General features: G+C 57.2%; 22 protein-coding genes. 10 read left to right on the top strand and 12 right to left on the bottom strand.

From position 1 onward, the window contains the following. Positions 1 to 52: 52 nt before the first annotated feature. Together WFN75_RS02940 and WFN75_RS02935 are read right to left on the bottom strand one after the other, a co-directional pair. Positions 53 to 631 carry a YrbL family protein gene (locus tag WFN75_RS02940; RefSeq protein WP_046886889.1) on the bottom strand — a complete coding sequence of 193 codons (579 nt, stop codon included), beginning with the start codon at positions 629 to 631 and terminating at the stop codon, positions 53 to 55. Positions 632 to 854: 223 nt separating this feature from the next. Beyond that, complete coding sequence (locus WFN75_RS02935; RefSeq protein ID WP_207293317.1) at positions 855 to 1406, bottom strand: TetR/AcrR family transcriptional regulator; 552 nt, start codon at positions 1404 to 1406, stop codon at positions 855 to 857. 81 nt (positions 1407 to 1487) lie between these two features. On the opposite strand from WFN75_RS02935, the gene WFN75_RS02930 reads away from it, so the two are divergent. After that, on the top strand, positions 1488 to 2696 hold the full coding sequence (locus tag WFN75_RS02930) for an MFS transporter (RefSeq protein WP_040076411.1): 1209 nt from the start codon (positions 1488 to 1490) through the stop codon (positions 2694 to 2696). Beyond that, a complete protein-coding gene (locus tag WFN75_RS02925) occupies positions 2696 to 3508 on the top strand; it encodes a Cof-type HAD-IIB family hydrolase (protein ID WP_040076412.1) in 813 nt (270 codons plus the stop codon). Before WFN75_RS02930 ends, WFN75_RS02925 begins: the two co-directional genes overlap by 1 nt. 35 nt (positions 3509 to 3543) lie before the next feature. On the opposite strand, the gene WFN75_RS02920 is transcribed toward WFN75_RS02925, so the two are convergent. Next, on the bottom strand, positions 3544 to 4779 hold the full coding sequence (locus WFN75_RS02920; protein WP_336995594.1) for an MFS transporter: 1236 nt from the start codon (positions 4777 to 4779) through the stop codon (positions 3544 to 3546). Between the two features lie 166 nt (positions 4780 to 4945). Between WFN75_RS02920 and WFN75_RS02915 the strand changes: the two genes are divergently transcribed. The 3 genes from WFN75_RS02915 (at position 4946) to deoR (ending at position 7114) form a co-directional block, all read left to right on the top strand. Continuing rightward, complete coding sequence (locus WFN75_RS02915) at positions 4946 to 5674, top strand: phosphatase PAP2 family protein (protein ID WP_263617204.1); 729 nt, start codon at positions 4946 to 4948, stop codon at positions 5672 to 5674. Between the two features lie 7 nt (positions 5675 to 5681). Then, entirely contained in the window at positions 5682 to 6290 is a 609-nt protein-coding gene (ybjG, locus tag WFN75_RS02910; protein ID WP_336995593.1) for an undecaprenyl-diphosphate phosphatase, read from the top strand. A gap of 65 nt (positions 6291 to 6355) precedes the next feature. Then, complete coding sequence (deoR, locus tag WFN75_RS02905) at positions 6356 to 7114, top strand: DNA-binding transcriptional repressor DeoR (protein ID WP_040076415.1); 759 nt, start codon at positions 6356 to 6358, stop codon at positions 7112 to 7114. A 65-nt stretch (positions 7115 to 7179) separates the two neighbouring features. On the opposite strand, the gene dacC is transcribed toward deoR, so the two are convergent. Then, positions 7180 to 8385, bottom strand: coding sequence for a serine-type D-Ala-D-Ala carboxypeptidase (dacC, locus tag WFN75_RS02900; protein WP_286808652.1), 1206 nt, complete (start codon positions 8383 to 8385; stop codon positions 7180 to 7182). 255 nt (positions 8386 to 8640) lie between these two features. Between dacC and WFN75_RS02895 the strand changes: the two genes are divergently transcribed. After that, positions 8641 to 9267 carry a glutathione S-transferase family protein gene (locus tag WFN75_RS02895; RefSeq protein ID WP_046886895.1) on the top strand — a complete coding sequence of 209 codons (627 nt, stop codon included), beginning with the start codon at positions 8641 to 8643 and terminating at the stop codon, positions 9265 to 9267. On the opposite strand, the gene WFN75_RS02890 is transcribed toward WFN75_RS02895, so the two are convergent. Both WFN75_RS02890 and bssR read right to left on the bottom strand, forming a co-directional pair. Next, positions 9268 to 10386: a PQQ-dependent sugar dehydrogenase gene (locus WFN75_RS02890; protein WP_040076418.1), complete on the bottom strand. Its 1119-nt coding sequence runs from the start codon at positions 10384 to 10386 to the stop codon at positions 9268 to 9270. A 106-nt stretch (positions 10387 to 10492) separates the two neighbouring features. Continuing rightward, positions 10493 to 10876, bottom strand: a complete 384-nt coding sequence (bssR, locus tag WFN75_RS02885; protein WP_336995592.1) for a biofilm formation regulator BssR — start codon at positions 10874 to 10876, stop codon at positions 10493 to 10495. A 213-nt stretch (positions 10877 to 11089) separates the two neighbouring features. Here bssR and rimO point away from each other — a divergent pair, with 213 nt between their 5' ends. Next, positions 11090 to 12415: a 30S ribosomal protein S12 methylthiotransferase RimO gene (gene rimO, locus WFN75_RS02880; RefSeq protein WP_040076420.1), complete on the top strand. Its 1326-nt coding sequence runs from the start codon at positions 11090 to 11092 to the stop codon at positions 12413 to 12415. A gap of 46 nt (positions 12416 to 12461) precedes the next feature. Here the strand turns inward: rimO and WFN75_RS02875 are convergent, their stop codons facing one another. Continuing rightward, positions 12462 to 12899: a GNAT family N-acetyltransferase gene (locus tag WFN75_RS02875; protein WP_336995591.1), complete on the bottom strand. Its 438-nt coding sequence runs from the start codon at positions 12897 to 12899 to the stop codon at positions 12462 to 12464. A 241-nt stretch (positions 12900 to 13140) separates the two neighbouring features. On the opposite strand from WFN75_RS02875, the gene WFN75_RS02870 reads away from it, so the two are divergent. Both WFN75_RS02870 and WFN75_RS02865 read left to right on the top strand, forming a co-directional pair. After that, a complete protein-coding gene (locus WFN75_RS02870; RefSeq protein ID WP_233801334.1) occupies positions 13141 to 15570 on the top strand; it encodes a membrane-bound PQQ-dependent dehydrogenase, glucose/quinate/shikimate family in 2430 nt (809 codons plus the stop codon). 112 nt (positions 15571 to 15682) lie between these two features. Continuing rightward, positions 15683 to 16423, top strand: a complete 741-nt coding sequence (locus WFN75_RS02865) for a nitroreductase family protein (RefSeq protein ID WP_046886899.1) — start codon at positions 15683 to 15685, stop codon at positions 16421 to 16423. Positions 16424 to 16666: 243 nt separating this feature from the next. Here WFN75_RS02865 and gsiD read toward each other — a convergent pair whose 3' ends face one another. The 5 genes from gsiD to iaaA are packed head-to-tail and all read right to left on the bottom strand — an operon-like array spanning position 16667 to position 22948. After that, positions 16667 to 17578: a glutathione ABC transporter permease GsiD gene (gene gsiD, locus WFN75_RS02860; RefSeq protein ID WP_040076423.1), complete on the bottom strand. Its 912-nt coding sequence runs from the start codon at positions 17576 to 17578 to the stop codon at positions 16667 to 16669. 1 nt (position 17579) lies between these two features. After that, positions 17580 to 18500, bottom strand: a complete 921-nt coding sequence (gene gsiC, locus WFN75_RS02855) for a glutathione ABC transporter permease GsiC (protein ID WP_040076424.1) — start codon at positions 18498 to 18500, stop codon at positions 17580 to 17582. A gap of 48 nt (positions 18501 to 18548) precedes the next feature. Next, the gene (gene gsiB / locus WFN75_RS02850; RefSeq protein ID WP_212477427.1) at positions 18549 to 20087 is read right to left on the bottom strand and encodes a glutathione ABC transporter substrate-binding protein GsiB; all 1539 of its coding nucleotides are present in this window, start codon (positions 20085 to 20087) and stop codon (positions 18549 to 18551) included. A 36-nt stretch (positions 20088 to 20123) separates the two neighbouring features. Continuing rightward, positions 20124 to 21995 (bottom strand): glutathione ABC transporter ATP-binding protein GsiA, encoded by a 1872-nt coding sequence (gene gsiA / locus WFN75_RS02845; protein ID WP_233801328.1) that lies wholly within the window; start codon positions 21993 to 21995, stop codon positions 20124 to 20126. An 11-nt stretch (positions 21996 to 22006) separates the two neighbouring features. Next, positions 22007 to 22948, bottom strand: a complete 942-nt coding sequence (iaaA, locus tag WFN75_RS02840) for a beta-aspartyl-peptidase (protein WP_046886902.1) — start codon at positions 22946 to 22948, stop codon at positions 22007 to 22009. A 180-nt stretch (positions 22949 to 23128) separates the two neighbouring features. Between iaaA and moeA the strand changes: the two genes are divergently transcribed. Then, positions 23129 to 24361 carry a molybdopterin molybdotransferase MoeA gene (gene moeA / locus WFN75_RS02835; RefSeq protein WP_046886903.1) on the top strand — a complete coding sequence of 411 codons (1233 nt, stop codon included), beginning with the start codon at positions 23129 to 23131 and terminating at the stop codon, positions 24359 to 24361.

The raw sequence follows: 24361 nt of genomic DNA, 5'->3' as shown, positions 1-24361 counted from the left end.
TTAGAGCGAACAAAAAACGCTGCCGGCAGGAGGGACATGCCGGCATCAGTGATCAGGATCGCGAAGCACAGGCGGGTGCCAGGGGGAGCGTATCCATAAAACGCGCGAAAATTCTGTCGATTTTACGGCGATGCAGGCTGCTAAATAACGAAGCAACCGGGATAAATTCGGATTCGCCAATATTATCGATGACCACCAGGTAGCCGTCTTTTTCTGAGGTACGGCGATAGAGGATATTATAATCCTTCAGGTTCATGGTCGCGATGCGATGGGCAATTAAATCATTGCGCAGTTCATAGAGGAGGTTGTCAATTTCCTCGGCGCTCAGTAAATCGTTTTTAATGTAGTGCCCCAGCGTTTTGGATATTTCGCCGTCATAATCTCTTATCAGATCAAAAACGTACCCTTCGCCAAGCGCCGTTTCCACTTTACCATGAAAATCAGGGATCGCGCGGCTGTGCTGAATTTGCGTTAAGCGCTTGCGGTAGTAGCCAACCTCGCGGCGGACCTCTTTTACTCCGCCGTCGTCCGGATTGTAGAGAATTTTAATGCACTTACTACTATCCTGCGGATGTTGATAGCAAATGCGGTGTCGGCCACGTCCAATTGTTTTATGCAGGTTCATCATCATATTTCTCCTTATATGAATAATGATCGCCTCTGCTTTCTAAACAAATGTTAAACGAGGGCTGGGTCATTATTATCCTGACACCAGAGTCGCACAAATATGCAAATTAAGAGGGCGGGCGTCCGTGGATATATCCGTCAGACGCGCAAAATAGAGGACGAGGGGGAAACTGCGTTATTTATTTTTATTTAGGGTGTTATTTCAATATTAGCGTGGCGGGCCCCGTTTAGCCCCCCTCGCCCGCAATTCTCCCCACCATGGCGCGCAACTCCTCCCGCGTGAGCGGTTTTCTGTCCGTTACGAAGTGCAACGTCATCCCTTCGATAAAGGCATCCAGCCCCCGGGCAGTAACCGGGTCGAACCACTGCTCAAGCGTCGTCTGGCTGGTCTTCATCCAGTCCTGCATGACGCTTTTTAGCGGAGCGCTGCGATTCATAAACGCATAGAGCTGGTACATCAGCTCCATATTGTGCGGTGTGGTGACCTGGGAACTGTATATCAGGGTGGTGATCGCCTCGCACGCCATCTCGGGCCCGGTGACGCCAGCGAAGAAGTCACGGTACTGCACGGACATCTGTTGCTGGGTAAACCAGGTAAATGCCTCTTCGAGCAGCGCATCTTTGCCCGCAAAATAGTAGGTCATCGAACCCAGCGGCACGCCTGCGCAGCTGGCAATTTTACGATGGGTAACGGCATGAATACCGTGTTCGGCGATGGTGTCCAGCGTCGCCTGAAGAATACGCTCCCTGCGCTGCGGATCGTTTGGTCGTCTGCTCATTTTACCCTCTGCCAGTTTGTGTACAAATGTACACAAGCTTGCTACTGTTGTCGTCAGTAATCTCCCTCTGGTGAACAAAACATGACTGCCATTTCGCCTCGCAGAGTTCTGCAGCGCCGTATGTGGGCGCTCTTTATGTTCTTCTTTATTCCCGGGCTGCTCATGGCCTCGTGGGCCACGCGTACCCCCGCTATCCGCGATATTTTATCGGTATCGACGGCAGAGATGGGGATCGTCTTGTTTGGCCTCTCCGTCGGTTCGATGAGCGGTATTCTCTGCTCTGCCTGGCTGGTGAAGCGTTTTGGTACGCGACAAGTGATTCGCACGACTATGTGCTGCGCAGTGGTAGGAATGGTGATCCTCAGCACGGCGCTCTGGTTCACGTCACCGCTGATGTTTGCCCTCGGACTTACCGTCTTCGGCGGCAGCTTCGGGGCGGCGGAAGTGGCCATCAACGTCGAAGGGGCGGCGGTCGAACGCGAGATGGGCAAAACGGTATTGCCCATGATGCACGGCTTTTACAGTCTCGGTACCCTGGCGGGCGCAGGGGTGGGCATGGCACTCACTGCCTCTGGCGTGGCCGCAAATCTGCACATTCTTTTTGCAGCGCTGGTCTGTATCGCGCCGATCCTGCTTGGCATTACCGCCATTCCTGACGGCACCGGAAAAAACGCCGGCGAAGAGGCCAGCGGGGGCGAAAAAGGGCTGCCCTTCTATCGCGATATTCAGCTGATGTTGATTGGCGTCGTGGTGCTGGCCATGGCCTTTGCCGAGGGTTCCGCCAACGACTGGCTGCCGCTGTTGATGGTGGATGGTCACGGCTTTAGCCCTACCTCCGGCTCACTGATTTATGCCGGGTTTACGCTGGGTATGACCGTGGGACGCTTCACCGGCGGCTGGTTCATCGACCGTTACAGCCGCGTCAGCGTAGTGCGCGCCAGCGCCCTGCTGGGTGGCCTGGGCATCGCGCTGATTATCTTTGTAGATGTGGACTGGGTAGCCGGCGTCTCGGTGATCCTCTGGGGACTGGGCGCCTCGCTGGGATTCCCGCTCACTATCTCGGCGGCCAGCGATACCGGTCCGGACGCGCCAACCCGCGTCAGCGTAGTGGCGACAACCGGCTACCTTGCGTTCCTGGTAGGCCCGCCGCTGTTAGGATTCCTTGGCGAGCATTACGGGTTACGTAGTGCAATGCTGGTCGTGTTAGGGTTAGTGATTATTGCTGCGCTGGTGGCGCGAGCGGTGGCAAAACCGGCGCCTCAGGCAGAATCTGCCACGGAGAATGGATAATGAGCATCAAACTGATTGCAGTGGATATGGATGGCACCTTTTTAAGCGATAGCAAGCAGTACAATCGCGAGCGCTTTTTGCAGCAGTACGCGCAAATGAAGGAACAGGGAATACGTTTTGTGGTTGCCAGCGGCAATCAGTATTACCAGCTCATCTCTTTCTTCCCGGAGATTGCCCATGAGATCGCTTTTGTCGCCGAAAACGGCGGCTGGGTAGTGAATGCCGGAGAGGATGTGTTTAACGGCGAGCTGACGCAATCGCACTTCGCCACCGTCTCACGCTATCTCTGCACCCTGCCGGGGATAGAGGTGATCGCCTGCGGTAAGAACAGCGCCTACACCCTAAAACACTATGGCGATGCCTTTCACGAGATTGCGGCAAAATATTATCATCGCCTGGAAAAGGTGGAGAATTTCGATAATTTTAACGACATTTTCTTCAAGTTTGGCCTCAATGTCTCGGATGAAGAGATCCCGCGCATTCAGGCGCTGATCCACGACGAACTGGGCGACATCATGGTGCCCGTTCATACCGGCAACGGCAGCATCGACCTGATTATTCCCGGCGTGCATAAAGCCAATGGCCTGCGCCTGCTGCAGGCGCTGTGGGGCATTGAAGATCATGAAGTGGTGGCGTTTGGCGATAGCGGGAATGACGTCGAGATGCTCAAACAGGCGGGCTTTGGTTTTGCGATGGCTAACGCCGGGGATCACATCAAAGCGGTAGCCCGCTTTGAAGCGCCGCACAACAACGAAGAGGGCGTGCTGCAGGTGATTGATAAAGTGTTAAAACGCGAAGCGCCGTTTAATTAACTACTGACAGGCCGGGCCATCGCCCGGCCTGCTGGTTAATCGGGCTGCAGCGCGTTTCCGACCCGTTTATCTTTCAGGAAGATCACCATCAGGAGCAGCCACAGCAGACCGTTTGCCAGATTGAAGAGGCTGAACAGACCATTGCCACCGAAGCTGAACGCGTGCTTGCTCACCTCGATTCCCACCGTAAAGATCAGCATCTGTAACATTCCCATCGCCGCCGAGACGGTACCCTTGCTCATGTCGCTGGCGAAGAGGGTCAGACGTACCAGCCCGGCGTTGGCCAGGCCAATACCGAACGCATAGAGGCTTAGCCCGGCGGTCATCCACAGGTAAGCGTGCGAAGAAACGACCGTTGCCACTGCGGCCAGCAGCAGGCCCAGCGTAATTGGCCATCCCCCCATAATGATGAGAGAACGCACGGTACGACGCGAGGTGAGCCGCGCCAGCACCAGGTTGCCGATAATCAACGCGCCAAAGATCGGCACCTGCAGCAGACCATACTCATAGCTGCTGAGCTGCTCGCCGCTGATGATAATCACCGGCGATTGGGCAATCCACGCCAGCAGCGGCAGGCTAACAAAGCCGGTCGCCAGCGCCCCCGCCACGAAGCGCACATTCTTCATCACCGCTTTATAGTCGCGTCCCAGCTCCCGCATGGAAAGCGTCTCACCCAGCCGGGTCGCCGTTTCGGGCATGGCTTTCCAGAGGCCAAAGAATGAGATGGCCGCCAGCAACGCAAACAGAATAAACATCCCTTCCCAGGGCGCCACGTGGACCCAGGCGGCGCCCACCAGCGGACCGAGCAGCGGCGCAATCAGCGCGACGTTCGCCATCAGCGCGGTGATCTTGATACAGACCGCCTCCTCAAACGACTCCTGAATTGCGGCATAGCCCACGGCACCGATAAAGCAGAGGCTTACCCCCTGCAAGAAACGCAGGAAAGTAAACTGCTCAATGTTCTGCGCCAGCAGGATGGCGAGACAGGTAACAATAAACCAGACCACCCCGGTGAGCATCACCGGGCGGCGGCCAATGCGATCCGACAGCGGCCCCAGCAGCCACTGCAAAAACATCCCGCCGGCCAGATAGGCGGTCATGGACGTGGGTACCCACTCAATCCCCGCGTTGTACTGCTCGACGACCGCCAGCATACCCGGCTGGATCATATCGTTGCCGATATAGGTCGAAAATTCGTACAGCACCAGACACAGAGGAAACAGCAACGCCTGACGACCCAGACGGTTGCCGGAAGAAGAACGGTTTAACATGGAGTCTCTTTCTTAGATAAAAATCGCGCTGAGTGTAATGAAATGGCCGCCCCAGCGGTAGCAAATTAACCAGACGTAGCCGAAATTGCGCACATTTCGCTGTCGTTTAAGGTTTCCTTAAGTTGGCATCCGTATGCTTGAGGTTTTTCCGTCATTGACCTTTATTATGACACAGATTACTCCGGCTTCAGAATTGTCTAAGTTAAAGACAACTAAGACAAAAAGACTTTACCCCTTGCCGAACCGTTTTTATGGTTATCAGCTTATTGCGCTACTGATTCTGGCCGCACTTTTTAGCTGGTTAGGCCGGGATGAGACCCTGGACAGGCTACTGACCGGCTACTGGTACGACGCCGCGTTGCACACCTTTCCGCTCAAGCAGAATGTCTTGCTGGATGTGCTTAACCATCGGCTTGCGAAATATCTCACCATCACCCTGGCGGCAGTCACGCTGCTCTACGGGGTCTGGAGACGTAATCCGCAGCTGGTCGTCGGGGCGCTACTGATGGGGCTGGGCACGCTGGTGGTGGGCGCGCTGAAAGCGGTTAGCCATCATAGCTGCCCCTGGGATCTGGTGGAGTACGGCGGTGATGCCGTCTCGTTTCCGCTATTTGGCACCACGCCGTTGAACAGCGGCCCCGGGCGCTGCTTCCCCGGCGGCCATTCGTCGAGCGGCTTTATGGTGATGGGGCTGTTTTTTGCCTTCTGGCACGATCGCCCCCGCCTCGCCTGGGGAATGATGGCACTCGGGGTGGTGCTCGGGCTGGTGATGGGGTACGGCCAGGTGATGCGTGGCGCACATTTTTTCTCACACAACCTGTGGGCGGGTTGGTGGGTTTGGTTTTCCCAGCTGGCAGCCTATGCGCTGATGACCCGCTGGTTTGCAAAAGAGTGACGAGGGTATGTTAGAAAATCTGAACTATGGACTGTTTTACTGGATCAATGCCACCCCCGCTTCGCCGGCGTGGATGATCGACTTCGCCACCTTTGTGGCAAAAGACTTAATTAATATCGTCCCGGCGCTGGTGGTCATCCTCTGGCTTTGGGGACCCCGCAAACAGGTAGGTGCCCAGCGTCAACTGGTCATCAAGATTGCGATGGCGCTGGGCGTGAGCTTGCTGGCCTCCTGGGGGCTGGGCCACACCTTCCCACACGATCGTCCGTTCGTTGATCATATTGGCTATAACTTCCTGCACCATGCCGCCGATGACTCTTTCCCGAGCGACCATGGCACGGTGATCTTCACCTTTGCCCTGGCCTTCGTGCTCTGGCATCGCCTCTGGTCCGGAATCATCTTGATGGCGCTGGCCCTCGCTATCGCCTGGTCTCGCGTCTGCCTCGGCGTTCACTGGCCGCTGGATATGCTCGGCGGACTGATGGTGGGGATGATGGGCTGCCTCAGCGCGCAGATCCTGTGGAACCTTTTTGGCGAGAGGCTTTATCGCGCCCTCTCTCAGCTGTACCGCATCTGTTTCGCCCTCCCCATCCGTAAAGGCTGGATACGTGACTAACCCTGGTTCGGCAGGTTACACTTGAGCCCCCAGCGTAGCGGGGGCTTACCAACTGCCGAGGACCTATGGAAACACGTCGCGAAGAACGTCTGGCTCAACTGATTAACGCACTCAAGCGCAGCGATAAACTGCATCTGAAAGAGGCCGCCGCCCTGCTTGGTGTCTCGGAGATGACGGTGCGGCGCGATCTTAATAGTGAGAGCGGTCCGGTTGTGCTTCTCGGTGGCTATATCGTGCTGGAGCCACGCAGCGCCAGCCACTATTTACTGAGTGACCAGAAGACCCGGCTGGTAGAAGAGAAGCGCAAGGCGGCGCGACTGGCCGCCACCCTGGTGCAGCCTCATCAGACGCTCTTTTTCGACTGTGGTACCACCACCCCCTGGATTATCGACGCTATCGATAACGCCCTGCCTTTTACCGGGGTCTGCTACTCGCTGAATACATTTCTCGCGCTTCAGGAAAAACCGGCGTGCCGGGTGATTCTCTGCGGCGGCGAGTTCCATGCCAGTAATGCGATTTTCAAACCGCTGAATCTGCATGACACCTTAAACAACCTCTGTCCGGATATCGCCTTCTACTCCGCGGCAGGCCTGCATCCCCGTCACGGGGCGACCTGCTTCAATCTGGATGAGTTACCGGTGAAACACTGGGCGCTGAGTATGGCGCAGCAGCATGTTCTGGTGGCCGACCACAGTAAATTTGGCAAAGTACGCCCGGCGCGGATGGGGGATTTAGGGCAATTTGACGTGATTGTCAGTAATTGCCGTCCGGACGATGAGATGGTGGCGCTGGCGAAGGCGCAGCAGATTAAGCTGATGTATTAATCCTTCGCCCACCGCAGAACAGTAGATATGAAAACGGCAACCTTCGGGTTGCCGTTCGCGTTTGCTTAAGAGAACCAGCTGCCAAACCACTGGTGGAATTTCATCATGACGAAATCCCACATCCGGCTAAAGAAACCGCCCTCTTCCACCGCTTCCATCACGATAAGCGGGCGCTGCTCGATAGATTTCCCGTTCAGCTGGAAGTCGATAGTGCCCACCACCTGGCCCTTTTTCAGCGGGGCGGTCAACTGAGGATCGGTCAGGGTGAAGCTGGCTTTCAGATTTTTAAGCTGACCACGTGGGATGGTCACCGAACCGGCGTCACCGGCACCGAGGTTCACTTCGCTTTTGTCGCCGAACCAGACGCGCTGGCTAACGAACGTCGCATCCGGCTTAATCGGGGTGACCGTTTCGAAGAAGCGGAAGCCCCACGTCAGCAGTTTTTCCGATTCATTAAAGCGGATGCGGTCGGTTTTAGTGCCCAGCACCACCGAGATCAGGCGCATATCCCCCTGCGTTGCCGAGGCCACCAGGTTATACCCGGCACCGGCGGTCGTACCGGTTTTCATCCCGTCGACATTGATATTGCTGCTCCAGAGCAGGCGGTTGCGGTTCGGCTGGCGGATCTTGTTGAAGGTAAACTCTTTCTCTTTATGGATGGCATACTCTTCCGGCACGTCGTGAATCAGCGCCTTACCCAGCAGCGCCATATCGCGGGCGGTACTGAACTGCCCTGGGGCATCAAGGCCGTGCACGGTTTTAAAGGTGGTATTGGTTAAGCCGAGCTTTTGCGCATAGCCGTTCATCAGACCAATAAACGAATCCTGGCTGCCCGCCACGTAATCCGCCAGCGCGATGCAGGCATCGTTGCCTGACTGGATAATGACGCCTTTATTCAGATCCGAGACCGCCACCTGGTCGCCCGGCTTCAGGAACATGACCGACGAGCCGCGAAGCGCCGGGTTACCGGTGGCCCAGGCGTCTTTACCAATGGTGACCATATCGGTGAGCTTGATCTTTCCTGCTTTCAACGCCTGACCAACGACATAGCTGGTCATGATTTTTGTCAGGCTGGCCGGGTCGAGTTTTTCATCTGCATTCCCTTCTGCCAGCACTTTGCCGCTGGCGTAATCCATCAGGATCCACGCGCGAGCATCCACCGGCGGGGCTTCCGGTGCCGCCTGTTCTGCTGCATAGAGCGTAGGTGCAAAAAGAAAAAGAAGCGCTGAGCCTGCCGCCAGACTGCGCAGAGAAGTTGTTTTTCGCGTCATAATGCCACCCGAGTTTCCATTCAAAAATCACGCCACGTCACCGCGTCGCAAGAAACGATGAGTAATAACGTACTAATGCGTTCAATAAAACCAAATCCTGGTAAAGTTTTTAAAGTTTATGCAATAACCCCCCGATACGCTTTGACGCTGTCGATTTTTTTCTCTTTTGTTGCGTAATTGTTTGGATTATCTCACTCTATGCCCCCTGGACATTGAATCGCAACCGCCGGTTGTTTGTCATTTAAAGGGGTGATTATGATTACGCTGTGGGGCAGAAATAACTCAACCAACGTCAAAAAAGTGCTCTGGACGCTGGAGGAGCTCGATTTACCGTTCAACCAGATCATGGCCGGTTTGCAATATGGCGTGAATCAGGAGGCGGAGTACCTGGCGATGAACCCAAACGGGCTGGTGCCGCTGCTGCGAGACGACGAAACCCACGTCACGCTGTGGGAGTCAAACACCATCGTCCGCTACCTGGCCGCACAGTATGGGCTTAACCGGCTATGGATTGATGCCCCGGCCGCCCGCGCGATCGGCGAGAAGTGGATGGACTGGGCCAATCAGACCCTCTCCCCTGCGCACCGGGTGGTGCTGATGGGGCTGGTGAGAACGCCAGAAGCTGAGCGCGACCATGCTGCCATTGAGGCGGCGAAGCAGACCCTCGAAGGGCTGTTTGCCATGCTGGATGAGACGCTGGCCGCCGGGCCATGGCTCTCCGGTGACGCCTTCGGTCTGGGGGATATCGCCGTCGCGCCTTTTGTCTGGAACCTGACCAACATTGGCCTTAGCTGGACGCCGCGCCCCCACCTCGAACGCTGGATGGCCGCCCTGAGTGAGCGACCCGCCTACCGCAAAGTGGTCATGATCCCGGTGAGCTAATCAGGTACCGGACGGGCTGACTTTCAGCAGTTGCCCGTCCGTTTCATCCGTCAGCACATATAGGTAGCCGTCCGGGCCGACCCGCACATCACGAATGCGTTGATCCCTCTCCCCCAGGATCCGCCCCTCTTCCGTGACCTTGTTGCCATTTACCGTCATGACAATCACGTCTTTCTCTTTCAGCGCACCAATAAAGAGTTTGTTCTTCCACTGCGGGAAAACATCGCTGTTGTAGAAAGCCATCCCGCTCAGGGCCGGGGATTTTTTCCAGACAAACAGCGGCGGCTCAGTACCCTCGACGTGCTCACCCTTCGCCTCGGGGATCTTCAGGCCGCTGTAATTAATACCGTGGGTCGCCAGCGGCCAGCCGTAGTTTTTACCCCTCTCTGGAATGTTGATCTCATCGCCGCCGCGCGGGCCATGCTCATTGAGCCATAGCGTGTCGCTCCAGGGGTTCATCGCCATGCCCTGCGGGTTGCGGATACCGTAAGACCAGATCTCCGGACGCGCGCCCGAGGTATTTACGAAGGGGTTGTCTTTGGGGATCTCGCCCTCGTCGGTGAGCCGCACAACCTTACCCTGCAATTTATCCAGCTCTTGCGCCGTGGGACGCTGGTTGTTCTCGCCCAGACCGATAAAGAGATAGCCTTTGCCATCAAAGACCAGCCTGCCGCCAAAGTGGTTGCCCGTCGAGAGCTTCGGCTGCTGGCGGAAGACCACCTTAAAGGCCTCCAGACGGGAGAAATCGTCGCTTAAGCGCCCGTAGCCTACGGCGGTTCCGGCTTTGCCGTCGCTCCCGGCCTCGGCATAACTGAGCCACACCCGCCGCGAGCTTTCGAAGTCCGGCGCCAGTACCACATCCAGCAGGCCGCCCTGCCCCTTAGCCCAGACGTCAGGCACGCCAACAATCGGGTCGGAGAGGCCTTTTCCGGCCTGCCAGCGTTTGAGCTGACCGTCCTTCAGGGTGATTAACATGCCCTGATTCTGGGGCAGGAAAGCCAGCGACCAGGGGTGATCGAGTTTGTTTTGCAGCACATCCACTTTCACTTCAGCAGGCGCGGCAAGCACAGCGGTGGAGACCAGCATGAATGGCAGGAAAATAAGCGAAGATCGACGCATAACGCACTCCTTTTCGACGTATGGCTTAAAGATTAGCCACATAGCGCAGGGGCGTTAACACTTTTACATAAACTTAAACATAAGGGGGAGCGGCCTACCCCGGGGCTTAATTCTGATTGAGCGGTTGCTGCGTCTTCAGAGACTTAATACAGCGGGTTAAATCTGTCAAACAGACTTCCAGCTTCTCTGCGTTAACGGCGATAAAAGTGGGGCAGTCGTGTCCCCCGGTCATCATGCAAACGCCTACGGCAGAGAGCGACTGCGCAGCGCGGTACAGTACCGCCTGCTCCTCAGCGCTGCAGTGCTCACGCAAAAGAGGCGCTTTCTCACGCATGTAATTACAAAGTTCGAAGAAGTTATCTCGCAGATGGTCGCTTTCGCTGACTGACATATACCCTTTCGCTTTCCTTAGCGTCAAATAGGTGTCCAGATCGATGCGGGCGTTAATCAGTTTGCTCAGAAGATCGCGTTTGAGTCTGTCAACGGACATGCTTTTCCCCCCTTTGTCAGCTATGTACCCAGTTAGATTATGGCTGTTTTTTGTACAAATTAATGTTTCAGGTCAATAAATATTAACGGATTAACATTATTTACAATGTTACAACCTGGCCGATAAGCAGCCTGCACAGATCGCTATAAATAGCCTGTGGAACGCTGTACAATCCCTGCCCTGAGAATCCTATAACTGACTACTTTTTAATCTATGAGCAATGTTAGCCACCCGCCGAAAATCGGCTTCGTCTCCCTGGGCTGCCCAAAAAACCTGGTGGATTCAGAACGCATCCTCACTGAGCTTCGTACCGAAGGCTATGATGTGGTGCCGAGCTATGACAATGCCGATATGGTTATCGTGAATACCTGTGGCTTCATTGACAGCGCCGTGCAGGAATCCCTCGAAGCCATCGGTGAAGCCCTGACCGAAAACGGCAAAGTGATCGTGACCGGCTGCCTGGGTGCCAAAGTGGACCAGATCCGCGAAGTGCATCCAAAGGTTCTGGAGATCACCGGGCCGCACAGCTATGAGCAGGTGCTGGAGCACGTTCACCACTACGTGCCGAAACCGAAGCACAACCCGTTCCTGAGCCTGGTGCCGGAACAGGGGGTGAAGCTGACCCCGCGTCACTACGCCTACCTGAAAATCTCTGAAGGCTGCAACCACCGCTGCACGTTCTGCATCATCCCGTCCATGCGTGGCGATCTGGTGAGCCGCCCGATTGGCGAAGTGCTGGCGGAAGCGAAGCGTCTGGCCGATGCGGGCGTGAAAGAGCTGCTGGTGATCTCGCAGGATACCTCCGCCTACGGCGTGGATGTGAAGCACCGTTCGGGCTTCCATAACGGCGAGCCGGTGAAGACCAGCATGGTGGGTCTGTGCGAACAGCTGGCGAAACTGGGTATCTGGACGCGTCTGCACTATGTCTATCCTTACCCGCACGTCGATGACGTGATCCCGCTGATGGCTGAAGGCAAAATCCTGCCGTATCTGGATATTCCGCTGCAGCACGCCAGCCCGCGTATCCTGAAGCTGATGAAACGCCCTGGCTCCGTTGACCGCCAGCTGGCGCGCATCAAACAGTGGCGCGAAATCTGCCCGGAACTGACCCTACGCTCGACCTTTATCGTGGGCTTCCCGGGGGAAACCGAAGAAGATTTCCAGATGCTGCTCGACTTCCTGAAAGAGGCGCGTCTGGATCGCGTAGGCTGCTTCAAGTACAGCCCGGTCGAAGGCGCAACGGCTAACGAGCTGGCGGATCAGGTGCCAGAAGAGGTGAAAGAGGAGCGCTGGAATCGCTTTATGCAGTTGCAACAGCAGATCTCTGCCGAGCGCCTGCAGGAGAAAGTGGGCCGCGAAATCATGGTCATCATTGACGAAGTGGACGAAGAAGGCGCCATTGGCCGCAGCATGGCCGATGCACCGGAAATCGACGGCGCGGTCTACCTGAACGGTGAAACGAAGGTGAAACCGGGTGATATTATTCGCGTTAAAGTTGAAAACGCGGACGAGTATGACCTGTGGGGTAGCCGGGTTTAACTTTTGCTCTTGCCCTCTCCTGCCGGGAGAGGGCTTCTAATCGCTCTCAAATCGTTATCCGGTAGCGCACGTAATCATCCACCGTGGCCAGCTTGTCGTACAGCGCCCTCGCCGGATTACCCTCTCGCGTGACCCAGTAGACCTTCGACCACCCTTTTTCCCGCGCTTCGCCAATGATCGCCTCGATCAATGCCCTGCCCGCACCCCGACCGCGCATCGACGCATCAACATAGAGATCTTCCAGATAGCACAGCGGCGTAGTGACCCAGGTGCCTTCATGCAGGACGCAAATAGCGAACCCCACCACCTGACCTTCGCTTTCGGCGATCCGGCAGATCATGCCCGACTCTGCGGAAAGTACCCGACGCCAGGTCGCCAGCGTCACGGCGTCATCCAGTTCAGATCCGTAAAACGCCAGATAGCCCTTCCAGAGCGTTAACCATGCTGCGTAATCTTCCGCCTTCGCTTCGCGTACCTTCACCATCGTTTTCTATTCCTGCTGTGCCCAAGAGAGGGCCATGATACTGCCAGCTTAAACGGTAGGTAAACAGCGGCAAAACTTTTGAATGAAAGCGAATTCTCGTAACCACATTGTTACTTCGCTGTTGTACAATTTTGCGCTTTCGATTATAAAACTTCACTTTTGATTAAAATCACTCACACAATGAGCATTTGTGTCACGCGTTTTTTTGGTCCCTCTTTTTTATAACCAACAGGGTAAAAGTATGTCCGTGCAAAATATTCCCAAACCTGCTGCGGCCTGGTTAGGGGTTTTAGGTCTCATCATTCTGGCGATGGGGCTCTTCTTCGCCTGGTATGGCTGGGAACTGGTCAGTTTAAAAGGGAGCCCTTACTTCCTTATCGCCGGGTGCGGCCTGATACTCTCGGCTATCCAGATTGTCCGCCAGCGGGTCAGCGGTGCCCTTCTCTATTTTGTGGTTCTGGCAGGAACCCTCATCTGGGCATTAGCGGACGTGGGCATCGACTTCTGGCCGCTGGTATCACGCCTGTTGACCCTGACCGGTATCGCCATCCTGGTGGCGCTCTCTTTGCCGTTGCTGTTACGCCGGGCAGGCAAAAAGCCGTGCTGGAAAGGGACGGCCGCCATCACCGCCGTTCTGGTGGTGGCCTTCGCCGGTACCGTTGCGGGCATGTTTGTTCCCCACGATCCGGTGAGCGCATCGGGCGCGACACTGCCGCTGACGAAAGTGAAACCCGGTGAAGAACAGGTTAACTGGGCAAATTATGGCAACACGCCGGGCGCATCGCGCTTTGTGGCCCTGGACCAGATCACCCGTGATAACGTAAAAAATCTGCAGGTGGCCTGGACGTACCGTACGGGGGATATTCCGCTGAGCCCGAACGGCGGCGGCGCTGAAGATCAGCAAACCCCGCTGCAGATTGGCAATAAACTCTTCCTCTGTACGCCGCACAACAACGTGATTGCCGTAGACGCAACCACCGGCAAAGCGTTATGGAAAACCGAAATCAACGCCACGCAGAAGAAGTGGATGCGTTGTCGCGGCCTGGCGTACTTTGATGCCAACGCCCCGCTGCAGCAGCCTACGCTGCCAGACTCCTCGCCGGTTGCTACCGTCTCCCTGCATGCCGATGCCCAGTGTCAACGCCGTATTATCATGAACAGCGTGACGCCAGAGCTGATTGCGCTGGATGCCGATACCGGCGCGTTCTGCGAAGACTTTGGTCACCATGGTCGCGTGAGCTTAAGCGCGCAGATGGGTAAAGGTGCCGATACCGGTCAGTACTACCCTACCTCAGCCCCAACGCTAGCGGGTACCACCATCGTGGTGGGCGGCCGTGTGGCCGATAACGTGGCGACCGATATGCCAGGCGGTGTGGTGCGCGGCTTCGACGTGATCACCGGCCAGCTGCGCTGGGCATTCGATCCCGGTAAGCCGGATGACCAGCAGGCGCCTGCTGCGGGCGAAACGTTCACCCGCTCAACCCCGAACGTCTGGGCGCCGATGTCTTACGATCCGCAGTCCAACACCGTATTTATGCCTACCGGCAGCGCGGCGGTTGACCTGTGGGGCGTGAAACATAACGCGCTGGATCGTAAGTTTGGTGCCTCGATGGTGGCCGTCGACGCCAGCACCGGCAAGGTGAAATGGGTTTACCAGACCGTTCATAACGATCTGTGGGACTTTGATGTCCCGATGCAGCCTACCTTCTCTGACTTCCCTACCGGCGAGGGTAAAACCACTCCGGCGCTGATTTTCGGCACCAAATCCGGGCAGCTGTTTGTGCTTGATCGCGCGACCGGCAAGCCGCTGACCAAAGTTGAAGAGCGTAAGGTCACCCAGGGCCAGATCCCGAAAGAGAACTACTCTCCAACCCAGCCCTTCTCCGTGGGCATGCCGTCCATCGGCGCGGATGTGCTGAAAGAGTCTGACATGTGGGGCGCCACGCCGTTCGATCAGCTGCTGTGCCGTATTCAGTTTAAATCGAAGCGTTACAACGGCCTGTTCACGCCGCCGGGTGATGACCCCTCCCTGAACTTGCCAGGCTCCCTGGGGGGAATGAACTGGGGCGGATTGTCTCTCGATCCGGTGAACCAGTATCTCTTTATTAATGACATGCGCGTCGGGCTGGAAGTGCAACTGATCCCGGCCTCCCCTGAAATTCAGGGCGCGAAAAACGACGGTAACGAAGCGGCCGCCATCAGCCGTCCGGTGCCGCTGGCGGGCACGCCTTACGCCATTAACGCCAAAGTACGTTTTATGTCGCCTATTGAGATCCCGTGCCAGAAACCGCCGTTCGGTACCCTGACCGCCGTCGACCTGAAAACCCAGAAGATCGCCTGGCAGGTGCCGGTAGGTACCGTGAAGGACACCGGTCCGTTTGGCGTGAAGATGGGGCTGCCAATCCCCATCGGCATGCCAACCATCGGTGGTACCCTGGCGACCCAGGGAGGTCTGGTATTTATCGCATCAACGCAGGATTACTACCTGCGTGCGTTCGATACCGCCAACGGTAAAGAGGTGTGGAAAGCCCGTCTGCCGGTTGGCAGCCAGAGCACCCCTATCAGCTATAAATCGCCGGTGGACGGTAAGCAGTATCTGCTGATCACCGCAGGCGGCGCACGTAACTCGCCGGATCGCGGCGACTATGTGATTGCTTATAAACTGCCGTAACTGGTAACCCCAGCCCTCCCTGCGGGGAGGGCTGGGCCTGCATACCGCAAAGAGTGTTAAAGGGAAAACCTCAGCGGGCTGGTAGTCTCTTGCTCTTCACACCGGAGACACTATGAATACGATTATCGATCTCTTTAACGACCATAAAAGCGAACGCAGCTTCACCGACCAGGCCGTTGATGACGCCACGCTCGAGCGCATTATCAGCACCGCATACCGTGCGCCCACTTCCGTACATTCCCAGCAGGTTTCCGTTGTCGTGACGCGCGATGCGCAAAAACGTGCGCAGATTGCCCAGATTGCGGGCGGCCAGCCGTGGATAGCTAAAGCGCCGGTGTTTATCACCTTCGTGCTGGATATGTATAAAACGCAGGTGGGCATGCAGCTGGCAGGCCACGAGCAGGTGGCACATCAGAGTATCGAGAGCCTCGTCGCTGGCGCAACCGACGTAGGCATCGCGCTGGGCTCAGTCATGGCGGCGGCCCGCTCTGAAGGGCTGGGTATTGTCCCTATTGGCGGTATCCGTCTGCGTCCGCAGGCGTTGATTGATCTGCTCGAACTGCCGGAACACACCTTCCCGGTGGCGGGCGTGGTGATTGGCCATGTCGATGTTCCCTCCCATCACAAGCCACGTCTTCCGCTCGAGACCTTCCGTCACGATGAAGCTTACGTTACCGCAGGGCTGGAAGAGAAAATTGCGCAGTATAACCAACAGATGACGGCGCACTGGCAGGCCATCAACCGCCCCGACGGTGAAACCTGGAGCGAAAGCGTGAGCGGTTATTACAAGCATATCTACTTCCCGGATGTGCTGCCGGCGATTGTGAAGCAAGGCTTCGGCGTCGATAAATAAACAAAAAGCCATCCTGACGGGATGGCTTTTTCGTACAGAGACTGACGTTAACTGAAGGCTTAGCGCGTGTCGACAACCTGCGTCTGCGGCTGAGGTTGGGATTCAAATCTCCCTTTCGAGGCCATAACAGAGCAACTTACCGCTGCCGCGAGGCTAAGCACGATCCAGATTTTCATAACGGGTCTCCTTTCATTACAGTGAAAAGTATTTAGCCTGGCACAAATCCCGCATTTTACTCACAGATTAGCCCTTAATCCTCGGATCCAGCGCATCGCGCAGCCCATCGCCCAGCAGGTTGAACGCCAGCACGGTGAGAAAAATAGCCATACTGGGGAAGAGCGCAACGTGGGGCGCAATCACCATATCTGCCCGCGCTTCATTCAGCATCGCCCCCCACTCCGGGGTAGGCGGTTGCGCACCCAGTCCGAGGAACGACAAGCTGGCCGCCGAGATAATCGACACCCCGATACGCATGGTGAAGTAGACCACGATCGACGAGACGGTGCCCGGCAGGATGTGATTGAAGAGGATATTGGCATCGCTGGCGCCCATGCTGCGCGCCGATTCGATAAATGTCTGCTGCTTCAGTACCAGCGTATTGCCGCGCACCAGTCGGGCAAAGGCCGGTATGGAGAATACCGCCACGGCAATGATGACATTAGCCATACCGCTGCCCATCACCGCCACCACCGCAATCGCCAGCAGAATGCCGGGGAAAGCAAACAACACGTCGCAAATGCGCATGATGAGACGATCCCACCAGCCTTCGTAATACCCTGCCAGCAGCCCCAGTACGGTGCCGATCGCCGCGCCAATCAGTACCGCGAAGACCCCCGCTGCCAGAGAGATCTGCGCCCCGAGCAGCACGCGGCTAAAAATATCGCGCCCGAGCGAATCCACACCGAACCAATGCATCATTGACGGGCCATCGTTAAGGCGATCGTAATCGAAGTAGTTTTCCGCATCGAAAGGGGCAATCCACGGCGCCAGCACCGCCACGGCAATCAGCAGCAGCACAAACAGCCCGGCGATCATCGCCACCGGCTGGCGGCGAAAACGACGCCAGAATTCAAACCACGGGGTGCGGATCCGGTCTGGCTTCAGCCCAGGCATCGCGTTCAGGACGGCCTGTCGGCGCCAGTTTAACAATCGCATCTTATTTGTACCTGATAGCCGGATTAATGGCGGCGTAGAGCACGTCCACCACTAAGTTAATGAGGATAAACTCCAGGGAAAAGAGCAGCACTTCCGCCTGAATCACCGGGTAGTCGCGCATCTCCACCGAATCGACCAGCAGGCGCCCTAACCCTGGCCAGTTGAAGACTTTTTCAACCACAATCGAGCCGCCCAACAGGAAGCCGAACTGCAGCCCCATCATGGTCACCACCGGGATCATGGCGTTGCGTAGTCCGTGCTTGAGGATAACCCACTTTTCGCTTACCCCTTTGGCCCGCGCTGTACGCATATAGTCTTCGTTAAGGACATCGACGAACGAGGCGCGGGTAAAGCGCGCCATCACCGCCGCCACCGCTGCCCCGAGCGTAACGGAAGGCAGAACGTAATGTTTCCAGGTATCGGCGCCCACGGTAGGCAACCAGCCCAACTCAACGGAGAAAATCTGCATCAGCAGCATCCCCAGCGCAAACGCCGGAAACGAGATACCGGTGACTGCCAGCGCCATTCCCAGCCTGTCTGGCCAGCGGTTACGCCAGACGGCAGCGACAATACCGGCGCCCAGCCCGAATAGCATCGCCCACAGCATGCTGGTGATAGTCAGCCAGAAGGTGGGCATAAAGCGGCTGGCAATCTCGTCGACAACCGGACGCCGTGACACCATCGAGGTGCCAAAATCCCCCTGCAGTACATTCACCATGTAGTGCCAGAACTGCACATACAGCGGTTGATCCAGCCCCAGCTGTTTACGCACCAGGTCAATCACCGTGGCATCCGCCTCGGGTCCGGCAATCAATCGCGCCGGATCGCCCGGCAGGATATGCACGAATAAAAAGACCAGTACCGCCACGATCAGTAGCGTAGGCAGCAGACCCAGCAAGCGTTTAATCACATAATTCAGCATGCACATTCCTCTCATCCTGCGGGCGCAACGCCCGCAGGAGTGAGTGCTTTATTTTAAATCGGCGTCGTCAAAGCTAAACCCGGTATCCGGCATGATATAGAACCCGGTCAGCGCCTTGTTATGCGCCGAGACCAGTTTCTCTACCACCAGCGGTACCCACGGCGACTCTTTCCAGATGGTATCCTGCGCATCCTTGTAGAGGCGGGCTTTCTCTTCTGCGTTGGTCGTTTTCAGCGCATCGGTCAGATCTTTATCCACCTGCGGATTGCTGTAAAACGCCGTATTGAAGAGGGTCGGCGGCCAGTTTTGTGAAGCAAACAGCGGTGATAACGCCCAGTCAGCCTCGCCGGTAGAAGCAGACCAGCCGGTGTAGAACATTCTCACGCCGCTCTCTTTCTGCCCTTTACCTTCCACTTCTGCTGCACGCTGTCCGGCATCCATGGCGGTAACCTGGACTTTAATGCCCACCTGCGCCAGCTGCTGTTGCGTAAACTGCAACACCTTCTGCGCGGTACTGTGATTATGCGAGGACCAGAGGGTGGTGCTAAAGCCGTTCGGATAACCGGCCTCCTTCAGCAGCTCCCGCGCTTTTGCCGGATCGTATGGCCAGGGCTGATAGCTTTGGGAAAAGGCGATCGACGGAGGCAGCACGCCGGTTGCCGGCGTGGCATAACCGGCAAAGGCGACTTTCACCAGCGCCTGACGGTTGATGGCATAGTTGATGGCTTCACGCACTTTGGGGTTGTCGAACGGCTTTTGCGTCACGTTCATGCTGATATAGCGCTGCATGATTGACGGGCTGGCCACCAGCGCCAGTTTGCTGTTTTTTGCGAGGATCGCCGCCTGCTCATAAGGGATCGGGAAAGCAAACTGCGCTTCACCGGTTTGCAGCATCGCCGCACGGGTGTTGTTATCCACCACCGGACGCCAGGTAATGGTGTCCAGCTTCGGTAGCCCTTTCTGCCAGTATCCGGCGAATTTCTTCACCTTCACGAAATCGGTCTGGTTCCAGGTGTCCAGCTCATACGGGCCGGTACCCACCGGGTGAAAACCGATCTCTTTGCCATATTTCTTCAGCGCGGCCGGAGAGATCATCGCCGTCGCCGGGTGCGCCAGAATATTGATAAATGCTGAGAACGGTTCTTTAAGGGTGATTTTCACCGTGGTGGCATCCACCGCCTCGGTGCTGGCGATATTCTTGTACAGGTTGTAGCGCTTCAGGCTGTTAGCCGGATCGCTGGCGCGATCGAGGTTCGCCTTCACCGCCTCAGCGTTAAAATCAGTGCCGTCCTGAAACTTCACGCCGCTGCGCAGCTTGATGGTGTAGACCAGCCCGTCGTCAGAGACGGTATAGCCCTCTGCCAGGACGTTTTTTAGCTTCATCTCTTTATCCAGGCCAAACAACCCCTGATAAAACGACTTCGCTACCGCCTGCGACAGGGTGTCATTGGCGTCATAGGGATCAAGCGTCGTAAAATTGGAGGCCACGGCCACCACTACATCTTTAGCCGCCCAGGCTGGCGCAGCAGCCAGCGCTGCCGTTACGCTCGCGGCTAACAGCCATGTGCGAGCAACAAATTTGGTCATGTTATTCTCCTGTTGTTCCCTGCTGTCTGTCGTCTGTTATAACCGTGAAACCGCATTACCCTGCGGCGGTAACGCCACAAAATGGCCGGGGCTCACCTCGCGCAATGTCACCCGCTCGGTGAACTCTCCCCGCTTGCGAATATTGCCGGGTAACTCATCTTGCAGCAGTACCCGCTGCGGGCGACGATGGGCCGGATCGGCCACCGGCACCGCCGCCATCAGTTTGCGGGTATAGGGGTGCTGCGGATTTTCAAACACTGCCCGACGCGGCCCAATCTCCACAATCTGTCCGAGATACATCACCGCCACACGGTGGCTGATGCGCTCCACGACCGCCATGTCATGCGAAATAAAGAGAAAAGCGATGCCCATCTCTCGCTGCAGGTCGAGCAGCAGGTTAATAATCTGCGCCCGAATAGAGACATCCAGCGCCGAAACCGCCTCGTCGGCAATCACCACCTTCGGGTTGAGCGCCAGCGCACGCGCGATGCAGATTCGCTGTCGCTGTCCGCCTGAAAACTCATGTGGGTACCGCCAGGCATGTTCGGGCTTAAGACCCACCCGCTCCAGCAGCCAGGCCACCCGTCGCTGCGCGGCCTCCCCCTCAAGCATCTTATGCACCCGCAGCGGCTCCATGATCGAATAGCCCACTGTCTGGCGGGGATCGAGCGAGGCGTAGGGATCCTGAAAAATATACTGAATATCCCGGCGCAGCGGCTGCAGCCTGCTCGCTTCCAGGGTATCGATTCGCTCACCGTTGAAGGTGATGGTCCCCTCCTGCGCCTCCACCAGCCGCAGCAATGCCCGGCCAGTGGTTGATTTGCCGCTGCCGGACTCTCCCACCAGCGATAAGGTTTCGCCAGGCCAGAGATCGAAGCTCACGTTTTCGACCGCGTGCACTTCGCGTTTGACGCGGTTGAAGAGCCCCCCGCGCAGGGGGAAGCGGGTTACCAGATCGCGCACCTGCAGAATGGGATCCCCCGGCATCACGGTGTCCTGCTCGGTTTCAGCCTCCTGCTGGCCTCCGTTTTTCAGGGAAATCAGCGGAAAACGGCGTGGCAGATTGCTGCCGTTCATCGCCCCAAGGCGCGGTACCGCTGTCAGCAGGGCTCGGGTATAAGGGTGCTGGGGATCATGAAAAATTTGCTCTACGCTACCGGTCTCCACCGCCTCGCCCTGATACATCACCAGCACGCGATCGGCGATATCGGCCACCACGCCCATATCGTGGGTAATGAAGATCACTCCCATCGCCATCTCTTGCTGCAACACTTTAATCAGCTGCAGAATTTGCGCCTGAATGGTGACATCCAGCGCCGTGGTCGGCTCGTCGGCAATGAGCACCGCCGGGCGACACGAGAGAGCCATCGCGATCATCACGCGCTGGCGCATACCGCCAGAGAGCTGATGCGGATAGCGGGAGAGAATAGTCTGCGCCTGCGGAATACGCACCTGTTCTAACATCCGTCTGGCCTCTTCCAGCGCCTGCTCGCCATTCAGCCCCTGGTGCAGGCGAATGGACTCGGCAATCTGTTCCCCGACCGGGAACACCGGATTGAGAGAGGTCATCGGTTCCTGAAAAATCATGGCCATATCCGCACCGCGCACGTCGCGCATCTGCGACTGGCTCAGCCCGGCGAGATCGCTCACCAGGCCATTACGGCGGCGAAGCTGCAGTTGGTCGCAGGTCAGCACGCCGCCGGCCTGCTCAATCAGGCGCATTAACGAGAGGGCGGAAACCGATTTTCCCGAGCCCGACTCCCCTACAATGGCCAGCGTCTCGCCGCGTTTCAGGGTTAACGAGAGGTTTTTAACTGCCGGGATCAGTTGCCGCTCTTCAGGAAACGCGACATTCAGGTTGCGAACGGACAGCACCTGCTGCTGATCCAGTTCATCACTGTGCGGCACCTGATACCCCCTTATTCACGATAAATACCGGTCGATGGCGCATCGCCAGCGTAGCCCCAGGCGCGGTACATGCCTTCGCTGTTAAACGGCAACGCCACGTTACCTTCACGATCGACCGCAATCAGCCCGCCGCTGCCCTCCAGCGCCGGCAGTTTTTCCATCACTACCCGTTCGCAGGCTTCTGCGAGGCTTAAGCCGCCGTAATCCATTAAGGCCGCGATGTCATAGGCCGCCAGCGTGCGGATAAATACTTCGCCCGTACCGGTGCAGGAGACGGCGACGCTGGCGTTATTGGCATAGCACCCTGCGCCAGGCAGCGGGCTGTCGCCCACCCGACCGGGCAGTTTATTGGTCATGCCCCCGGTGGAGGTGGCCGCCGCCAGGTTGCCGGCTTTATCCAGCGCTACGGCGCCGACGGTACCCATTTTGGTGGACTCATCCAGCGGGGCGCCGTGGTGATCGAGACGGGTTTCACCTTCAGCACGCGCGGCCAGCAGCTGCTCGAAACGCGCCGGCGTTGAAAAGAGCTCGGGCGAAACCGGCGCCATCCCCTGCGCAAAGGCAAAATTCTCCGCCCCTTCCCCCACCAGTAAGACATGCGGGCTTTGCTCCATTACCAGCCGTGCGGCCAGCACCGGATTACGCAGACGGCTCACGCCGGCCACTGCCCCCGCTTTCAGGGTGACGCCATCCATCACGCAGGCGTCCAGCTCATGGGTTTCATCGCGGGTAAAAACCGACCCGATCCCGGCGTTAAACAGCGGGCACTCCTCCAGCAGGCGCACGGCTTCGGTTACCACGTCCAGTGCGCTTTCTCCCGCTTCCAGCATCCGCTGGCCGGTTTCCACAATAGAGGAGAGCGCCTCGATATAGCACCTCTCCTGCTCCATACTTAGCTGCGATCGGGTAATTGCCCCGGCGCCTCCATGAATTGCGATGACTGCCTTGCTCATTTCACATCACCTGTTCGCGGCTTTTTTTATAAATATCATTATCGTTGATGGAGCTTCAGATAATTTTTGAATATAGAAAGACGATACAGTGATGTAAAGCCTAAGCCCATGGTGTCATACAGTTAGCGGCACTTTTCTGCCATAATGGGCGCTTTCGTTGTCATCCCGCTGGAGTTACCTATGGATTTTACCGCCGGACTGATGCCGCTTGAGACGGCACTTACGCAGATGCTTGAACGTTTGACGCCGCTAACGGCGTCCGAAACCCTGCCTCTGTTGCAGTGTTTTGGTCGCGTAACGGCAGCCGATATCGTCTCGCCGCTGAACGTACCGGGTTTCGATAACTCGGCGATGGACGGTTACGCCGTTCGTCTGGCGGATCTGGCCGCTGGCACCGCTCTTCCGGTTGCCGGGAAAGCCTTTGCCGGGCAGCCTTTCCATGGCGAGTGGCCAGTGGGAAGCTGTATTCGCATCATGACCGGCGCGCCGGTACCGGAAGGCTGCGACGCGGTGGTCATGCAGGAAGAGACCGAGCAGACGGAGAGCGGCGTACGTTTTACCGCGCCGGTAAAAGCGGGTCAGAACATTCGCCGCAGCGGAGAAGATATCGCCCTCGGGGCAACGGTGTTTGCCGCCGGGACAACGCTGACGGTGGCTGAGCTGCCGGTGCTGGCCTCTCTCGGTATCGCCGAGGTGGCGGTAGTACGCAAAGTGCGCGTGGCGCTCTTCTCCACCGGCGATGAATTACAGCTTCCGGGCCAGCCGCTGCAGGAGGGTCAAATCTATGACACCAACCGGCTGGCGGTCCATCTGATGCTGGAGCAGCTCGGGTGTGACGTCATAAATCTCGGCATTATTCCGGACGATCCGGAAAAACTGCGCGCCACCTTTATGGAAGCAGACCGCGTTGCAGACGTGGTGATCAGCTCCGGCGGCGTATCGGTAGGCGAAGCGGATTACACCAAAACCATACTCGACGAGCTGGGAGAGATTGCTTTCTGGAAGCTGGCGATCAAGCCGGGCAAACCTTTCGCCTTCGGCAAACTGCAACAGAGCTGGTTCTGCGGGCTGCCGGGCAACCCGGTTTCGGCCGCCCTTACCTTCTATCAGCTGGTGATCCCGCTGTTGGCGAAGCTCTCCGGCAGCAATGCCAGTCCGCTGCCGGTTCGCCAGCGGGTACGCACCGCAACGCGGCTCAAGAAATCCCCTGGTCGCCTCGATTTCCAGCGCGGCATCCTGGCGCACAACGCCAACGGCGAGCTGGAAGTGAGTTCCACCGGGCATCAGGGGTCGCATATCTTTAGCTCCTTCAGCCAGGGCAACTGCTTTATCGTGCTTGAGCGTGAGCGCGGCAACGTAGAGGCGGGCGAATGGGTTGAGGTCGAACGCTTTAACCACCTGTTCGGAGGCTGA

The sequence above is a fragment of the Leclercia sp. UBA7405 genome (assembly GCF_037152215.1).
GTDB classification, from domain to species: Bacteria; Pseudomonadota; Gammaproteobacteria; order Enterobacterales; family Enterobacteriaceae; genus Enterobacter; species Enterobacter pneumoniae.
The sequence above is the reverse complement of the archived record's forward strand: the minus strand, read 5'-3'. Positions and strand labels throughout refer to the sequence as shown.

What these genes read in the sequence shown, in the direction of transcription:
- WFN75_RS02940 (WP_046886889.1), bottom strand. Translation starts at nt 631, where the DNA reads ATGATGATGAACCTGCATAAAACAATTGGACGTGGCCGACACCGCATT.
- WFN75_RS02935 (WP_207293317.1), bottom strand. Translation starts at nt 1,406, where the DNA reads ATGAGCAGACGACCAAACGATCCGCAGCGCAGGGAGCGTATTCTTCAG.
- WFN75_RS02930 (WP_040076411.1), top strand. Translation starts at nt 1,488, where the DNA reads ATGACTGCCATTTCGCCTCGCAGAGTTCTGCAGCGCCGTATGTGGGCG.
- WFN75_RS02925 (WP_040076412.1), top strand. Translation starts at nt 2,696, where the DNA reads ATGAGCATCAAACTGATTGCAGTGGATATGGATGGCACCTTTTTAAGC.
- WFN75_RS02920 (WP_336995594.1), bottom strand. Translation starts at nt 4,779, where the DNA reads ATGTTAAACCGTTCTTCTTCCGGCAACCGTCTGGGTCGTCAGGCGTTG.
- WFN75_RS02915 (WP_263617204.1), top strand. Translation starts at nt 4,946, where the DNA reads ATGACACAGATTACTCCGGCTTCAGAATTGTCTAAGTTAAAGACAACT.
- ybjG (WP_336995593.1), top strand. Translation starts at nt 5,682, where the DNA reads ATGTTAGAAAATCTGAACTATGGACTGTTTTACTGGATCAATGCCACC.
- deoR (WP_040076415.1), top strand. Translation starts at nt 6,356, where the DNA reads ATGGAAACACGTCGCGAAGAACGTCTGGCTCAACTGATTAACGCACTC.
- dacC (WP_286808652.1), bottom strand. Translation starts at nt 8,385, where the DNA reads ATGACGCGAAAAACAACTTCTCTGCGCAGTCTGGCGGCAGGCTCAGCG.
- WFN75_RS02895 (WP_046886895.1), top strand. Translation starts at nt 8,641, where the DNA reads ATGATTACGCTGTGGGGCAGAAATAACTCAACCAACGTCAAAAAAGTG.
- WFN75_RS02890 (WP_040076418.1), bottom strand. Translation starts at nt 10,386, where the DNA reads ATGCGTCGATCTTCGCTTATTTTCCTGCCATTCATGCTGGTCTCCACC.
- bssR (WP_336995592.1), bottom strand. Translation starts at nt 10,876, where the DNA reads ATGTCCGTTGACAGACTCAAACGCGATCTTCTGAGCAAACTGATTAAC.
- rimO (WP_040076420.1), top strand. Translation starts at nt 11,090, where the DNA reads ATGAGCAATGTTAGCCACCCGCCGAAAATCGGCTTCGTCTCCCTGGGC.
- WFN75_RS02875 (WP_336995591.1), bottom strand. Translation starts at nt 12,899, where the DNA reads ATGGTGAAGGTACGCGAAGCGAAGGCGGAAGATTACGCAGCATGGTTA.
- WFN75_RS02870 (WP_233801334.1), top strand. Translation starts at nt 13,141, where the DNA reads ATGTCCGTGCAAAATATTCCCAAACCTGCTGCGGCCTGGTTAGGGGTT.
- WFN75_RS02865 (WP_046886899.1), top strand. Translation starts at nt 15,683, where the DNA reads ATGAATACGATTATCGATCTCTTTAACGACCATAAAAGCGAACGCAGC.
- gsiD (WP_040076423.1), bottom strand. Translation starts at nt 17,578, where the DNA reads ATGCGATTGTTAAACTGGCGCCGACAGGCCGTCCTGAACGCGATGCCT.
- gsiC (WP_040076424.1), bottom strand. Translation starts at nt 18,500, where the DNA reads ATGCTGAATTATGTGATTAAACGCTTGCTGGGTCTGCTGCCTACGCTA.
- gsiB (WP_212477427.1), bottom strand. Translation starts at nt 20,087, where the DNA reads ATGACCAAATTTGTTGCTCGCACATGGCTGTTAGCCGCGAGCGTAACG.
- iaaA (WP_046886902.1), bottom strand. Translation starts at nt 22,948, where the DNA reads ATGAGCAAGGCAGTCATCGCAATTCATGGAGGCGCCGGGGCAATTACC.
- moeA (WP_046886903.1), top strand. Translation starts at nt 23,129, where the DNA reads ATGGATTTTACCGCCGGACTGATGCCGCTTGAGACGGCACTTACGCAG.